Origin of the sequence: Arthrobacter sp. A5 (genome assembly GCF_051131705.1) — a bacterium.
Lineage (GTDB): Bacteria > Actinomycetota > Actinomycetes > Actinomycetales > Micrococcaceae > Arthrobacter_M.
The window spans coordinates 817215-832439 of record NZ_CP180316.1; the positions used below are offsets into that span (position 1 = coordinate 817215).

Annotated in this window: 14 protein-coding genes; 8 read left to right on the forward strand and 6 right to left on the reverse strand. The window is 64.8% G+C overall.

Translation table 11 applies throughout. The annotated features are described in order from the left end of the window. Nucleotides 1-37 precede the first annotated feature (37 nt). The gene (gene trhA, locus ACLLJI_RS03815; RefSeq protein WP_434621164.1) at nucleotides 38-679 is read right to left on the reverse strand and encodes a PAQR family membrane homeostasis protein TrhA; all 642 of its coding nucleotides are present in this window, start codon (nucleotides 677-679) and stop codon (nucleotides 38-40) included. Nucleotides 680-1038: 359 nt separating this feature from the next. Here trhA and ACLLJI_RS03820 point away from each other — a divergent pair, with 359 nt between their 5' ends. The 3 genes from ACLLJI_RS03820 (at nucleotide 1039) to ACLLJI_RS03830 (ending at nucleotide 4068) form a co-directional block, all read left to right on the forward strand. Then, nucleotides 1039-1821 carry an isoprenyl transferase gene (locus tag ACLLJI_RS03820; RefSeq protein ID WP_434618111.1) on the forward strand — a complete coding sequence of 261 codons (783 nt, stop codon included), beginning with the start codon at nucleotides 1039-1041 and terminating at the stop codon, nucleotides 1819-1821. 18 nt (nucleotides 1822-1839) lie between these two features. Next, nucleotides 1840-2484: a YoaK family protein gene (locus tag ACLLJI_RS03825; RefSeq protein WP_283558593.1), complete on the forward strand. Its 645-nt coding sequence runs from the start codon at nucleotides 1840-1842 to the stop codon at nucleotides 2482-2484. Nucleotides 2485-2739: 255 nt separating this feature from the next. Next, on the forward strand, nucleotides 2740-4068 hold the full coding sequence (locus ACLLJI_RS03830) for a PhoH family protein (RefSeq protein ID WP_283558594.1): 1329 nt from the start codon (nucleotides 2740-2742) through the stop codon (nucleotides 4066-4068). Between the two features lie 149 nt (nucleotides 4069-4217). Here the strand turns inward: ACLLJI_RS03830 and ACLLJI_RS03835 are convergent, their stop codons facing one another. Next, nucleotides 4218-5090: a hypothetical protein gene (locus ACLLJI_RS03835; protein WP_434618115.1), complete on the reverse strand. Its 873-nt coding sequence runs from the start codon at nucleotides 5088-5090 to the stop codon at nucleotides 4218-4220. Between the two features lie 88 nt (nucleotides 5091-5178). On the opposite strand from ACLLJI_RS03835, the gene ACLLJI_RS03840 reads away from it, so the two are divergent. Both ACLLJI_RS03840 and ACLLJI_RS03845 read left to right on the forward strand, forming a co-directional pair. Next, nucleotides 5179-5688: an A24 family peptidase gene (locus tag ACLLJI_RS03840; RefSeq protein WP_283558596.1), complete on the forward strand. Its 510-nt coding sequence runs from the start codon at nucleotides 5179-5181 to the stop codon at nucleotides 5686-5688. 8 nt (nucleotides 5689-5696) lie between these two features. After that, on the forward strand, nucleotides 5697-6167 hold the full coding sequence (locus ACLLJI_RS03845) for an NUDIX hydrolase (RefSeq protein ID WP_283558597.1): 471 nt from the start codon (nucleotides 5697-5699) through the stop codon (nucleotides 6165-6167). A gap of 133 nt (nucleotides 6168-6300) precedes the next feature. Here the strand turns inward: ACLLJI_RS03845 and ACLLJI_RS03850 are convergent, their stop codons facing one another. From ACLLJI_RS03850 to ACLLJI_RS03860, 3 genes are all read right to left on the reverse strand, one after another. Further along, nucleotides 6301-7743 carry a class II fumarate hydratase gene (locus ACLLJI_RS03850; protein ID WP_283558598.1) on the reverse strand — a complete coding sequence of 481 codons (1443 nt, stop codon included), beginning with the start codon at nucleotides 7741-7743 and terminating at the stop codon, nucleotides 6301-6303. Nucleotides 7744-7912: 169 nt separating this feature from the next. Further along, complete coding sequence (locus ACLLJI_RS03855; RefSeq protein WP_434618120.1) at nucleotides 7913-8560, reverse strand: carbonic anhydrase; 648 nt, start codon at nucleotides 8558-8560, stop codon at nucleotides 7913-7915. Then, the gene (locus ACLLJI_RS03860; RefSeq protein ID WP_434618123.1) at nucleotides 8557-9258 is read right to left on the reverse strand and encodes a DUF4245 domain-containing protein; all 702 of its coding nucleotides are present in this window, start codon (nucleotides 9256-9258) and stop codon (nucleotides 8557-8559) included. The genes ACLLJI_RS03855 and ACLLJI_RS03860 overlap by 4 nt, the downstream gene beginning before the upstream one ends. Before the next feature lie 186 nt (nucleotides 9259-9444). On the opposite strand from ACLLJI_RS03860, the gene glpX reads away from it, so the two are divergent. From glpX to ACLLJI_RS03875, 3 genes are all read left to right on the forward strand, one after another. After that, nucleotides 9445-10494, forward strand: coding sequence for a class II fructose-bisphosphatase (gene glpX / locus ACLLJI_RS03865; protein WP_434618126.1), 1050 nt, complete (start codon nucleotides 9445-9447; stop codon nucleotides 10492-10494). Between the two features lie 492 nt (nucleotides 10495-10986). Beyond that, a complete protein-coding gene (locus ACLLJI_RS03870; protein ID WP_434618129.1) occupies nucleotides 10987-12786 on the forward strand; it encodes a DUF222 domain-containing protein in 1800 nt (599 codons plus the stop codon). A 146-nt stretch (nucleotides 12787-12932) separates the two neighbouring features. Next, the gene (locus tag ACLLJI_RS03875) at nucleotides 12933-13997 is read left to right on the forward strand and encodes a lipid II:glycine glycyltransferase FemX (protein WP_434618132.1); all 1065 of its coding nucleotides are present in this window, start codon (nucleotides 12933-12935) and stop codon (nucleotides 13995-13997) included. On the opposite strand, the gene manA is transcribed toward ACLLJI_RS03875, so the two are convergent. After that, nucleotides 13975-15225, reverse strand: coding sequence for a mannose-6-phosphate isomerase, class I (gene manA / locus ACLLJI_RS03880; RefSeq protein WP_434618135.1), 1251 nt, complete (start codon nucleotides 15223-15225; stop codon nucleotides 13975-13977). The two genes, ACLLJI_RS03875 and manA, sit on opposite strands and share 23 nt — an antisense overlap.

A 15225-nucleotide genomic window follows, 5' to 3' on the forward strand; every position in this document is an offset into this window, starting at 1 on the left:
CATCCCACAGCAGCCGGCAGCCGGCAGCGATCAGCTGTCAGCGCAGGACGGCGATCATGATGGCCACAAACTGGGCAGCAAATCCCACCACAGTGAAGGCATGGAAAAGTTCGTGGAAGCCGAAATGCTGCGGGCTGAAGTTGGGTTTTTTGATGCCATACACCACCGCCCCGGCGATGTAGAACGCTCCACCCAGACAAATCAGCACGCTTGCCGGGACATTGGCGGCGAAGAAATCCGGCATGAAAAAGACCGCCGCCATCCCCAACACCACATAAATCGGCACATAGAGCCAGCGCGGCGCACCCACCCACAGCACCCGAAAGAGCACTCCGGCGATGGCCCCGGTCCAGATCACCCACAGCAGCAAGGTGGCCTTCGACTCCGGCAGCAGCAGTGCCGAGAGCGGAGTGTACGAGCCGGCGATCACCAGCATGATGTTGGTGTGGTCCAGTCGTTTTAACACGGCCTTGGTGCTCGGCTGCCAGTTCCCGCGGTGATATAGCGCACTCGTGCCAAAAAGAAGGATTCCGGTAATGGCGTACACGGCGGAGGTGATTCTGGCCAGCGGCGACGTGGCGATGCTGGCCAGCACTATGCCGGCCATAATGGCCACCGGTGTCGCGCCGGCGTGGATCCAGCCCCGCCAGCTGGGTTTGATCTCCATGGCATCCGCCAGCTTCTCCGCGGCGGCACCGAGCGGACCGTACCCGCCGTCCGGCGCCCCGTTTGCCAACCCACCACCAGCCGACCCGTCCGACCCGGCCGCAGCGCCGGCGCGGTGCGCCGGCTGGGTCGGAAAACGTGCGGATTGCTGCGGATTCCCGGAGGCCGGGGAGGGAGAAGACGCCGTGCCATTCATATCCGGATTCTAACTGAGCATGCCGTCTCCCCGCGCGGGCAGTCCCTGTGCGGCGCCCGGATGCCGGGCCCGGGCAGGGCCGCCGCGGTGCCCACAGGGCCGCACCGCGGGGTAACGTAGGGGGTGCATATCAGCGCGGCCGCTAGGGCCCAGCAGTGGAAGCCAGGTGACAATCTTTGCAGCCGTACTTGTCGCCCAGGAGGCTGCCCGGACTGGTTTACGACTTCTACGAGCGCCGGCTGACCCGGGCGCTGAAACTGGACAGGATCCCCAACCACATCGGCGTCATGGTCGATGGAAACCGGCGCTGGGCCAGGCAATTCAACGCACCTACCCGCCAGGGACACCAGGCCGGGGCGGATAAGATCCTCGAGTTCCTCGGCTGGTGCCAGGAACTGGGCGTCAAGGTGGTGACGCTGTACATGCTCTCGACGGACAACATGAGCCGTTCGCCCGATGAGCTCGATGAGCTGATGGGCATCATTGCGAACACCCTGGACATTCTGGATGCGGACAGCAAGATCAGCGTCCACGCGATGGGAGCGCCGGAACTGCTGCCGGATTACCTCTCGGACCGGCTGTCCACGCTCGCTGCCCGGCGTCCCGAGCAGGAGGGCATTCACGTCAACGTGGCCATCGGCTACGGTGGCCGGCGCGAGATCGTGGACGCCGTGCGTGAGCTGCTGCACGACGCCGTGGCCAAGGGCCATGACATCGGCAAGCTCGCCGACGAACTCGACGTGGACGACATCTCCAAGTACCTTTACACCCGCGGCCAGCCCGATCCGGATCTGGTGATCCGCACTTCCGGTGAACAGCGGCTTTCCGGTTTCCTGATGTGGCAGAGCGCGTACAGCGAGTTTTATTTCTGTGAGGCGCTGTGGCCGGCCTTCCGGAAGATTGATTTCCTGCGCGCACTGCGGGACTACGCCGGCCGGCAGCGCCGCTTCGGCGCCTGAACGGATCGAAAAAATCCGATGCACCGGCACCACCGGACGGAAATAGTCCTCGCCGTCGGGCTTTCGGCGGTCGCCGGTTTTGTTGACGCCATCGGCTTTATACATTTGGGTGGCTACTTTGTTTCCTTTATGAGCGGCAACTCCACCCGGGCCGGTGCCCTTCTGGCCGACGGATCTTGGCTGGGTGTAGCCCTGGCGATGGGTCTGGTGGCAGCATTTTTGACAGGTGTCATTGCCGGTTCGCTGCTGCGCCGGACGGTACCGGTGCACAAGCGCATCGTGGTTCTGCTGTGCATCGCAGCGATGCTGGCAGCCGCGGCCGTGTTGTTCGATGCTGGCTTCTGGGTGTCCCTGGTTCCTCCGATGATGGCGTTTGCCATGGGCGCGGAGAACGTCGTCTTTGAACGTGACGGGGAGGTGAGCATCGGACTGACCTATATGACCGGAACGTTGGTGAAGATGGGGCAGCGGATTGCGGGGGCGCTGGCTGGTGGCGAAAGGCTCGGTTGGCTGCGGTACTTTCTGCTGTGGTTTGCACTGACCTGCGGCTCCATTATGGGCGGTCTGGCCTACCATGCGCTAAGCCTGGACGCGCTGTGGTTGGCGGTTGCCGGAATACTGACCGCAACGTTGATATCTCGCAGGGTTCCGGTTCACGAGTAACGGCATTCCGGGCTGTCCACAGCGGACGGCAGTCGTTCACCCGCTGTTCATCGACACACCGCGTGGCCGGAACGCGCAAAATCCAGAATTAGGCGTAGTTTAGGTGCTATCGGAGGGCCCAATGCCTGACGATCGGGAGGCCGGCTATGAAGCGCGTTTTTGCGCGGAATACATCGCGGGGCCGCGTGCGGCCTACCGGGCCGCCCGCCTCACCCCTAGTAAATCCGGGTGCGTGCGCCCGGGACTGGAGTCGATGTGGCTATTTCTGAACGAGCCCAGGTTGAACAGACGACGGCGGAGCACAGCTTTGTGGTGGACACTTCGGTGCTGCTTTCCGACCCGCACGCGATACTCCGCTTTGCCGAGCATGAAGTCATCCTGCCCATCGTGGTCATCAGCGAATTGGAAAAGAAACGCCACGACCCCGAACTGGGGTATTTTGCCCGCAAGGCGCTGCGGCTGCTCGATGAGCTGCGGATAAAGCACGGCGGCCTGGATCAGGTGATCCCACTCGGGGAAGAGGGCGGATCATTGCGGGTGGAACTGAACCACATTTCCTCCGACGTTTTGCCGGCCGGATTCCGCAATGGGGACAATGACAGCCGAATCCTGGCCGTGGCCAAAAACCTGGCCAATGAGGGCCGCAACGTGACCGTGGTGTCCAAGGACCTGCCGATGCGGGTGAAAGCCTCGGCGATGGGGCTGCAGGCGGACGAATACCGCAACGAACTGGTCAAGGATTCGGGCTGGACCGGGGTGGCCGAACTGGACGTCCGCGATGACGAGGTCGGCGCGTTGTACAACCATGAGCCGGTGTTCATCCCCGCGGCCGCGGAAATGCCTGCCAATACGGGGCTGGTGCTGCTCTCGAACCGCGGCTCGGCACTGGGCCGGGTCGGTGCGGACAAACAGGTCCGGTTGGTCAAGGGTGACAGGGACGTCTTTGGGCTGCACGGCCGCTCGGCGGAGCAGCGGTTGGCCATCGACCTGCTGATGGATCCGGAGGTCGGCATTGTTTCGCTCGGCGGCCGGGCCGGGACCGGGAAGTCGGCGCTGGCCCTGTGCGCGGGACTTGAGGCTGTGCTGGAACGCCGCGAGCACCGCAAGGTGTTGGTGTTCCGCCCACTGTACGCCGTCGGCGGTCAGGAGCTCGGCTACCTGCCCGGATCGGAGAGCGAGAAGATGAACCCCTGGGCGCAGGCGGTCTTCGACACCCTCGGCGCGCTGGTTTCACAGGAGGTGGTCGAAGAGGTGATGGACCGCGGCATGCTCGAGGTGCTGCCGCTGACGCACATCCGCGGACGGTCCCTGCACGACTCTTTCGTGATCGTGGATGAGGCCCAGTCGCTGGAGAAGAACGTGCTGCTGACGGTGATGAGCAGAATTGGGCAGAACTCCAAAATCGTGCTGACGCATGATGTCGCCCAACGCGACAACCTCCGGGTGGGACGTTATGACGGGATTGCCGCCGTCGTCGAGATCCTCAAGGGCCATCCGCTGTTCGGTCATGTCACGCTGACCCGGTCTGAGCGATCACCGATCGCCGCACTCGTCACGGAACTGCTCGAAGGCACGGACATCTGACCCGCCGAGTGGGGACATCTGCCCTGTGGACGGGAGCTTTCGGGGGCAGATGTACCCACTGGCCTGTAAGCGTGTGGTGTTTTTTGGGGCAGCGTGTAGTGTTTTTGGGGCAAGGGGCGCAGAGGTTTTGGGGCGGGCGGCAGGACTGTTCAGGCGCTTGGCCCGACGTCCCAGCTGATGTGACTGCGGACATCGGTGAGCCCCATGCTGACCTCCACGAAGAGATCGTCCAGCATGTACTCGTCCACGCCCAGAATTTTCAGCCAGTGCCCGGCCCCCGTGGTGGGACCATCCAACGACTGACTGGCGACGCAGACTCCGGTGCCGGCGTCGATGCGAACCGCGGTTCGTCCGGGATACAGCAACGGATGCTCCGCCACCACCGGCCGGTACGACGGGTTCGGCGTCAGGATGCTCTCCAGCGCCGGCCGGCCCTCATGATCCACGAGGGCAATGGGACCCGGTTCGGTCACGTTGGCAAAGGGGAAATCCAGCGGAACCGGGGCATCGCCGGCGAGCTCCACCGGGTCCAGCAGTGCGGGGAACCGGCCGTCGCCGAACCGGGGCTCACCGTAGGCGGCTTCCGGACGGCGGCGGACCAGGCCGCCGTCGTCGTACACCGGTGTGACCAGATGGGCCGGCAACAGCCAAGGCTTCCGGCGGCCGCTGATGAACAGGCCGTCCTTGGAATCGTTGATCCCCGTGGTGCTGTGCAGCAGCGTGCCATCCGGGGTCTCCACGCGAAGTGCATGCGGACGGCGGAGCCAGCAGTTGACCGTCGCATCGGGTTCCTGGACGGCACCGGTTTCGTCCGTGCTGCCCGGGCCTTCTGCGCCGTCTGCGGCGTCTTGGCTGGCTGATTCGTCTGAATTGGCTGGGGCACCTGGCTCACCTGGCTCGGCTGGGTCGCCCGCGGCGTCCATGGCGTCGAAGGCCCCGGGCGCCTGCCGGAAACGCAGTTCAAAGCGCAGGCTCTGCCATTTCCACGGTGATGACCTGCACAAGTCTCTGAATTGCTCCACGGGCCCAGTCATATCCACAGTTTACTCAGTCATGTCCACAGCTTTCCCGGGTCTGGGCGCGCAGGGCACCGTCCAGTAATATCCAGCTATGATCACACGCCTGACCGGGCTTTGGACGGACCATCCAGTGGCGGCCTGGTTGGTGCTGCTGGCCTGCGCCGGACTGGTGTTGGCGGCCGTGCGGCTGACCGTGATTGACATCCGCAGTCACCGGCTGCCGGACCGGATTGTCTTTCCGTCCTTCGGGGCGGCAATGGTGCTTCTGCTGGCGGCTGGTTTTGCCGCCGGCGATTTCCGTACCGCGGTCCGGACGCTGCTTGGGGCGATGGTGCTGGGGGCCTTTTATCTACTGCTGCGGCTGATTTACCCTGCCGGAATGGGACTGGGAGACGTAAAACTGGCTGCCCTGCTGGGACTGTATCTGGGCTACCTCGGCTGGCCGCAGGTGCTGTTCGGCACGATGACGGGGTTCCTGCTTGGAGGCCTGTGCGGCATCGTGCTGATCGTCACGCGGCTGGGTGGCCCGAAGACGCAGATACCCTTTGGTCCGTTTATGCTGGCAGGCGCCCTCGCCGTCATGCTTGTCCCCGCCGGTTAAGGTGGGGTATGCCTACCCCCGGATTCATTTTGGCCCTGCGAGAAAAGATTGGCCATGATCTGCTGTGGCTGCCCGGTGTGACGGTGGCGGCGTTCGACGACGGCGGCAGGGTGCTGCTGGGCCAGCGCGCCGACACGGCGCAGTGGACTCTGATCACCGGGATCCTGGACCCGGGTGAGGAACCCGCGGTGGGCGGTGCCCGTGAGGTGCTGGAGGAGACCGGCGTTGTGGTGCTGATCGAGAGTCTGGTCGCGGTGCACAGCCAGCCTCCCGTGGAATTCGTCAACAAGGACCGCTGCCAGTTCATGAATCTGGTGTTCCGGGCCCGTGCGGTGTCCGGTGCAGCACGGGTGAATGACGACGAGTCGACGGCGGTCGGCTGGTTCGGCCTCGATGAACTGCCGCCGCTGGGGGAGGCACATCTGCAGCGGCTGCAGTGGGCCCTCGATTTCGCCGGTGAGACGTACTTCTCGCGCTAACGGTTCGCGGCCTCCTTAAGCCCGTGTCCGCCGTCGTCCATCAAGTCCGTTGGACCTCCGGTCAGCACCATGACCAGCGCCGTCATTAGTGAAGCGCGGTCGCTGGTGCGGCAAATTCCTGCCGCGGATACGGCTACTGCGGCGGCCGCGTCATGGACAGCACATCCAGGGAGGTGTCCAGCTGTTCTTCCGTCAGTTCCCCGCGCTCCACGAAGCCCAGGGCCACGACCGCCTCGCGGATGGTCAGCCCTTCCTTTATGGCGTGCTTGGCAATCTTGGCGGCGCTTTCGTATCCGATGAACTTGTTCAGCGGGGTGACGATGGATGGGGAAGCCTCGGCCAGGAAGCGGGCGCGCTCCACATTCGCCTCAATGCCGTCGATCATCTTGTCCGCCATGACGCGGGTGGAATTGGCCAGCAGCCGGATGGACTCCAGCAGGTTCGCGGCAATCACGGGGATACCCACATTAAGTTCGAAGGCGCCGTTGGTTCCCGACCAGGCCACCGTGGCGTCGTTGCCGACCACCTGAGCGCAGACCTGCAATACCGCCTCGCAGATGACAGGATTGACCTTGCCGGGCATGATCGAGGAGCCGGGCTGCAGGTCAGGCAGCGAGATTTCGCCGAGCCCGGTGTTGGGGCCGGATCCCAGCCAGCGCAGGTCGTTGCTGATCTTGCTCAGTGACACGGCGATGGTGCGCAGCTGGCCGGACATCTCCACCAGGCCGTCGCGGTTCGCCTGCGCCTCGAAATGGTCGCGCGCCTCGGTCAGCGGCAGGCCGGTGTCCTGGGCCAGCAGTTCGATGACGCGTTCGGAGAAGCCCTTGGGGGTGTTGATACCGGTGCCCACCGCGGTGCCGCCCAGCGGGACCTCGGCGACGCGCGGGAGCGAAGCGTTGATGCGTTCGACGCCGTAGCGGACCTGTGCGGCGTAACCACCGAACTCCTGCCCCAAGGTCACGGGGGTGGCGTCCATCAGATGGGTGCGGCCGGACTTAACCACGGTGGCGAATTCCTCCGACTTGCGCTGCAGCGACGCGGCCAGGTGCTTGAGGGCCGGAATCAGGTCCTTCGTCAAAGCCGAAGCCGCTGCCACATGTACTGAAGTCGGGAAGACATCATTGGAGGACTGTGACGCATTCACATGGTCATTCGGATGAACGGCCTTGTCGCTGCCGGCCTCCTGGAGCACCCGGTTGGCCAGGGAAGCGATGACCTCGTTGGCATTCATGTTCGATGACGTGCCGGAGCCGGTCTGGAAGATGTCAATCGGGAAATCGCCGTCGTACTTCCCGGCGATGACGTCTTCGGCCCCTGCTTCGATCGCCCTGGCAAGCTCGCCGTCGAGCACACCCAATTCTGCGTTTGCGGTGGCGGCAGCCTTCTTTACGCGGGCCAGCGCCTGAATGTGTGCGCGCTCCAAGGTGGTCCCCGAAATGGGGAAGTTCTCAACGGCACGCTGCGTCTGGGCGCCGTACAGGGCATTGGCCGGAACCCGGACCTCGCCCATCGTGTCGTGTTCGATGCGGAACTGCTGATCGGATTCTTGGACGGGGGTCTCCGGTGTCTGCGTCATGACACCAAGAATAACGCCACCTGTAGGCAGGCCCGAAACCGGGCCATTTGCCGCTGCGGAACCGTCCCGATCCGCAGCGGCAAATGGCTCCGGTGTCTCCTGTCGTCCGCCTGTCGCGTGCCTACCACGTCCCGAAATCACAACGTCCCGAAATCACAACGTCCCGAAATCACAACGTCCCGAAATTCGAGACCAGGTCAGCGCGGCCCTCCTGCAGCCGGTATGCAAGCCCCACGACGGCGGTCCGCTGCTCCTCCACGGCCGAAGCGATGATCGGGGAGTTCTCCACCAGGCGCTGGGCCGTCTGTTTGACGTGCTCAACCACCATGTCGTTGACATCGTGCTTGTCCCGGCGAAGCGAGGTGAGTACGGAGGGGGTGATTCGTTCCACCAGGTCCCGGATAAAGCCGACCGGCATGTCCCCGGTCTCAACCGCTCCCTTGGTGGCCGTCACGGCGCCACAACTGTCATGGCCCAGAATCACGATGAGCGGCACATGAAGATAGGCAATGCTGTACTCCAGCGAGCCGAGGACTGTGTTATCAATCACATGACCTGCTGTACGGACCACAAAGGCGTCGCCCAATCCCAAGTCGAAGATGATCTCCGCCGCCAGCCGGGAATCGGAACAGCCGAAAATTACCGCAAACGGATTCTGCGAGTTCACCAGAGTGGCCCGGTGGGAGGCATCCTGATTCGGGTGCGAGGATGAACCGTCAACAAAGCGCTGATTACCCTCGCTGAGCTTCTTCCACGCCTGCGCCGGTGTCAGGTCGGCGGAGGGAGCGTGCACCGCACCGTCCTCGGGGCCGCTCACTTGGCGCTCCCTGCGGCCGGAGCAGACGCGCTGCCGCTGGCCTGCTGCGCGTCGATGGAGGCGGTCGCGGCGGCTGCCAATATATCAAATTCCGCCAATGTGGCGCTTCCACTGAGGACCAACGTAGTTCCTTTGTAGTTGAGGATCAGGCTCTTATTTGACCCAGGCTTGTCCCGCAGTTCCCAGTCCTGCGGGCCGACCCTGCGGTCACCGGTCACGGGCGCGTTGTCGGTGGCTTGGGCCACCCAGGTCGGGTTGGCGTTCGCGCTCTGCTTCAGTGAGATGAACTGCTGGGCCGCCGACACATAACCGACCTCCCAGAAGGCCACCTCGGTTGGGCCTGCAGAGTTCCAGCGCGCGTAATTGGCGCTCCAGCCTTCGGGTAGCACCGCAGCCGCCGGGGCAAAGCCGGCGGCGTCCTTGGCTTGCCCGGCAACCACCGGAACATCCACCCCGGGCCGGTAGGCGGAAGCGTTCTGATGAGGGTTAAGGAGGATGATGGGCAGGACGACGGCGACCGTGACCAGCAGCGCCAGGATCATGCCCATAACCGATGCATTGGCGCGCTTCGCGGCGGAGGCCGGGATGACGGGCCTGACCACGGCGGGCGGCACCGCGGGCGTCGCGGCGGGGACTCGATCCGGTCCCGCCGAGGGGGGATTGGGCCCCGATGAATCCGTGTCGTGTGTTTGAGTCACCCTTCTATAATCGCCTATCCGTGCCGGGATCACACCTTCTGGATGACTCGCGGGATGACTCGCTATGAATTCCGGCTTCGATCCGATGGGCGGACCGGGCAGCAGGCCAACTATGATGAAGGCGGAGGGCGACCGGCGGAGCCGCCGCGCTTCCCACGTACTGAAGACCGCCAGCAGAACTCAAGGATGAGGTTACTCGTGTCCGAAAACAATGACGAAGCCCAGTATTCGACCCTTTCCCCGGCCTTGGCTGTAGGAGATGACGAGCCGGACCGGAACCTTGCTCTGGAATTGGTCCGGGTCACCGAAGCGGCCGCAATTGCCGGTGGTCACTGGGTCGGTTTCGGGGACAAGAACAAGGCCGACGGCGCCGCCGTCGACGCCATGCGTTCGCTGCTCTCTACCGTCCATTTCAACGGGATTGTGGTGATCGGCGAGGGTGAAAAGGACGAAGCGCCGATGTTGTATAACGGCGAGCAGGTCGGTGACGGATCCGGCCCCGAATGCGATGTTGCCGTGGATCCCATCGACGGCACCCGGCTGTGCGCATTGGGCATCAACAATGCACTGGCGGTGCTGGCCGTGGCCGAGCGCGGCACCATGTTCGACCCCTCCGCGGTGTTCTACATGGAGAAACTCGTCACCGGGCCGGAAGCGGCGGAAGTGGTTGATCTCCGGCTGCCGGTCAAGGAAAACCTGAGACTGATTGCCAAAGCCAAAGGTGTCAAGGTCAACGCCCTGACGGTGATGGTGCTGGACCGGGACCGTCACCGGCCGCTGGTGCAGGAAATCCGCGATTCGGGTGCCCGCACCAAGATGATCATGGACGGCGACGTGGCCGGTGCCATAGCAGCGGCCCGCTCCGGTACAGGCGTCGACGCGCTGATGGGCATCGGCGGTACCCCGGAGGGTATCGTCGCAGCCTGCGCCATCAAGACCCTGGGCGGCGTCATCCAGGGACGACTGTGGCCAACCAGCGACGAAGAGAAGCAGAAGGCCATCGATGCCGGCCATGACCTGGACCGGGTGCTGTCCACGCATGATCTGGTCAGCAGCGACAACTGTTACTTCGCGGCCACGGGGATTACCGATGGGGACCTGCTCCGCGGAGTGCGCTACGACAAGAATAAGGTCCTGACGCAGTCGATTGTGATGCGTTCCAAGTCCGGTACCATCCGCTTCGTCGACGGCGAGCACCAGTCGCACAAATGGGAGTCCTACGCCCGCATGGCTTAAGGCCCCACTCCAAGGTCGCCTCCGGCCGCGCGGCGGCCGGAGGCATGGTCTGCGGATTAACCACGGATTGACGACGACGGCGCTCCGTCCCGGTTTTCGATTAGGGCCGCCTGCGGCCGGAGACATGAAGTCGGTCACCCCTCCCGGAATGGACGTCCTTCGTTTGGCCCGCTCCGGGTCCGGACCTGCTTCGCCCGCTCCGGGTCCGGACCTGCTTCGCCCGCTCCGGGTCCGGACCTGCTCATGCCGGAGGAATGCTGCCCCTATCCGTCATGAGGCTCCCAAAGCGAGCCGGATGGGCTGCCATCGGGTCGTATATTTGGCTCCTCTGGAAGGCATTCTGTCCTGCGGAGCCGCCGGCATGTCCTTACAGACGAACTCGGCGGGGGCCTCGGAGGGCTCCATCCTGCCACTACAGGACAACAGTGTTATTCGTACAAGGAAACTCCCAGATACTACTATTTACTCCCGACAAGGCGTATTATAGTATACATGTTCGATACCTTGAGTTCCGGTTCCGCGGGGTCCGCACACAACGCGGCCGGCACACCCCCGGCTTCGACCCTCGGCACTGCCCACTCGGGCGCCCGGGCTGCCGCCGGTCCGGCCGCAGGCCCCGTCACTGCCGGCCCCGTCACTGCCGGCCCCGTCACTGCCGGCCCCGTCACTGCCGGCCCCGTCACTGCCGGCCCCGTCACTGCCGGCCCTGTTGCTGCCGGCCCTGTTGTTGCTGGTCGGGTTGGGATGATTGCGGGGTGGATCACTGTTTTGGCGGGGATGGATCCCGAGGACGGGGATGACGGGGAGCGGATCGGGTTGCTGCGGGTGATGGAGGACCTCAAATCCGCTGCCTGCGCGGGGCAGGCCCGTACCGCTGCCGCGTTCGACGCGTCCCAGCGCCGCGCGCAGGCCGGGGCGGGTATCCCGGCCGCGGAGCTGGGCAAGGGCATCGGGGGGCAGATCGCGTTGGCGCGGCGGGAATCCCCGCAGCAGGGAAACCGGCTGCTGGGCCTGGCCCGGATCCTCGTGACCGAGATGCCGCACACCCTCACGGCCCTGAGCAGCGGGCTGCTCAATGAGTGGCGGGCGGTACTGCTGGCCCGGGAGACCGCGTGCCTGAGCGCCGATGACCGGCGCACCGTTGATGCCGGGCTCGCCGCCGACACCGGGGCGCTGGCGGGGATGGGGAACAACAAGCTCGTCAACGAGGCCAAACGGGCCGCGTACGCCCTTGACCCGCAGTCCGTCACCGCGCGGAACGCGAAGGCCGAAAACGACCGGCACGTCAGCTGCCGGCCCGCGCCGGACACCATGACGTACCTGACCGGGCTGCTCCCCGTCGCTCAGGGCGTGGCCGTGTACGCGGCACTGGCGAGGGAAGCGGATTCCCTGCGCGCGTCCGGAGACGGACGCGGACGCGGGCAGATCATGGCCGACACCCTCGTCCACCGCGTCACCGGTACCCCCGGCGGGATCACCGGCGTTGAGATCCAACTCGTCATGACAGACCGGACCCTCTTCCAGGGCGACAGCGAACCGGCCTACCTCCCCGGCTACGGCATCGTCCCCGCGCAATGGGCCCGGAACCTCACCCGCCGCACCCACACCAACAGACCCACCAACAGACCCACCAAACCCGGTGGATCCGCCGGCAGCTCCGGCGGGGAGATGCCGGACGCGGCGATGCCGGATGAACCGGGGATCCGGGTGTCGCTGCGCAGACTGTTCACCGCCCCGGGGACCGGGCAGCTCGTCGGCATGGACGCGAGGTCCAGGTTCTTCCCGCCGGGACTGCAGCGCCTCATCCGGACCAGGGACCAGACCTGCCGGACCCCCTACTGCGACGCGCCGATCCGGCACGCGGACCACATCATGCCACACAACCGCAAAGGCGCCACCAGCGAAATCAACGGGGAGGGAACATGCGAACGCTGCAACCTCGCCAAGGAAGCGCCCGGCTGGTCCTCCATCCCACGACCCGGACCCCGCCATACCGTCCAAATCACCACCCCCACCGGACACACCTACCAATCCACCGCACCCGCCCTACCCGGCACCACACCAGCACCTGCTGGGACTGGAACAGGTAGAACGGGCGCAAGCAAGCCTGGTTCGTCCGGTACAAAATCCGGCGACGCAAAGCCAGTTCGTCGAGGAACCAGCAGAATGGACCTCCGCACGCTCGGGCACAAGTCACCGATTTGTCACCGTCGTGGGCCAGCTCATCGTCAGCGGCAACATCGCCACCACTGGGGCCGCGCATTAGCGCATCAAAGGCACCTGACGGAATGAGGAAACCAATCCGCAGCCCGCGGCACGTTCTATGCGCTGGCGGAAGGTGACGCGGGCGACGTGGGACTCTGCCGCGGCTCCGAAAACCCGCCGTACCGCCTTCCATCGATCACAGGGTCTCCCGGGAGCCGGATAGGGTTGACTGTATGACCTTGAGCATTGAGCAGTGCACAGACCGGGCCGAGTGGGATGCGGCCATTAACGCCGCGTTGGGCCACCCGATGCAGTTATGGGGCTGGGGGCAGACGAAGGCGGCACATAATTGGACCGTGGACCGGGTCCTCGTCAAAGACACGGCGGGTGTCCTCGTCGGCTCTGCGCAACTGCTTTTCCGAAGGCTGCCGTTTCCGTTCCGATCGCTTGCCTATATAGCCCGCGGACCGCAGGCTGCGGCGGGTTGCAGTGCTGATGTCCTCGACGCCGTCGCCGATTACGTGAAGTCGATGCATCGCTCGGTGGTGCTGAGCATTGAACCTGACTGGGAGCTGGACTCACCTCCTGCTAAGGCGCTTTCCGCCGAAGGCTGGCGGCGATCCCCGAACACGATACTGATCGGTCGGACGCTGATCCTGGACCTGCAGCGCTCCGAAGACGAGCTGCTCGCGGCAATGACGAAAAAGACGCGCCAATACATCCGCAAATCGGGCCGAGAGGCGTTGAGCTACCGCCGAGTGAGCCGGGAGGAACTGCCGGGGTGCCTGGCCGTGTACCGGATGACCGCAGAGCGCGCTGGCTTCGGCATCCACGCGGACGGCTACTACCTGGATATTTTCGACAATCTGGGGGAGCACTCGCCGGTTTTCGCCGCTTTCGACGGCGACGAAGTGGTGGCTTTCCTTTGGCTCGCCACCAGCGCCGGCACGGCCTTTGAGCTCTACGGCGGAATGAACGATGCCGGGCAGAACCTCCGGGCCAATTTCACGCTGAAGTGGACCGCCATCACAGCCATGAAAGAGCGTGGCGTCCGTCGATACGACTTCAACGGGCTGCTCAATGACGGTGTATCGCAGTTCAAATTCGGGTTTGCTGATCATGAAGACATGCTGGCCGGAACTTGGGATATGCCGCTTTCACGGCTGTATCCGGTTTATGCCAGGGCGCTGCCTCTCGCCCGCACATCGGTCCGCAAGACGCTGGCTCTGGTCGCTGCCGCGCCGACCGCGCTGGCAGGCCTGCGGAAAAGGGCTGCTAGGAACAACCGGCCACAGTGACCGCATAAAGGACGGCGGTCAGGCGGGCGCCGCTGACCGGATGCGCGACGACCGGATTCTCACGGGCCGGCACGAAGACGCTGGCTCCGCGCTCCAGCAGCATGTCTCCGCGCGGTGAATCCATCAGCGCCGAGCCTTCGACGGCGATGACGAGCATCGGTCCGTTCTGCGCCAGCGGCACCGGGGACCCGCCGGGTTCGAGGACGGCCCGCTGCAGCTGGAATTCCCCGAACGGAGGAGCCCAGATTTCCTGGCCCAGCTCGGTGATGTCGGCCTGGCTCATCGGCACCGGAATCGCCCGGAACTCCACCGTCTTCATCACCTCCGGAACGTCCACATGCTTGCGGGTGAGGCCGCCGCGGAGCACATTGTCCGAGCACGCCATCACCTCCACACCAAGCCCGCACAGATAGACATGGACGGTCCCGGCGGGCACGTAGATCGCTTCACCCGGCTTGAGCGAGACGGGGTTGAGTAACAGCGAGAGCAGCACGCCGGGATCGCCCGGATAGGTACCGTTCAGGCTGACCACCGTAGAAAGTTCCCGTTGGTGCGGCGTCATCGGGGCGCCCGAACGGAGCACGGTGACGACGGCGGCAGCGGCTGCGGAAACGTCGCTGCCGCCGGTGATAAGACGATGGAAGGCCGCCCGGAGTGCCGCCGGCTCGTCTGTCCCGGATAGATCCGAGATGACATTAAGCAGCACCGGCGGAAACGTCGCCGCGGCCAGATCGAAGACGGCGGCGAGGTGTTCAAAGACCGCCCGGGATGCCACAGCGGAGCGGAAGCCGCAGAGCGCCTCGAAATCCGTCAGGGCGAGTATCAGCTCCGTTTTGTGATTGTCATCCTTGTAGTTCCTGTCGGCCGCATCGCGGGGGACACCAGCGGTCTCCTCGCGGGCAAAGCCCTCCTGTGCCTGTCGCAGCGTCGGGTGGACCTGCAACGACAGCGGCTCCGCGGCCGCGAGAATCTTGGCCAGGAACGGCAATTGGTCACCGAAGGTGCTCCGGCAGGGGGAGCCGAGCATGCCGTCCGGATCGGCCGAGATGAGCGCATCCAGCGGCCCGATACCGCCGTCCGGCGAGGTGGCCAGCGACGGCGAGTCCCGATGCGCACTCAGCCACAGCTCGGCTTCCGGACCACCGGAGGGCGTGCGGCCGAGCAGCGTTGCAATTGCGGTCGGCGAGCCCCAAGCGTATGGGCGCAGCACGTTTGTCAAAGTGTACAT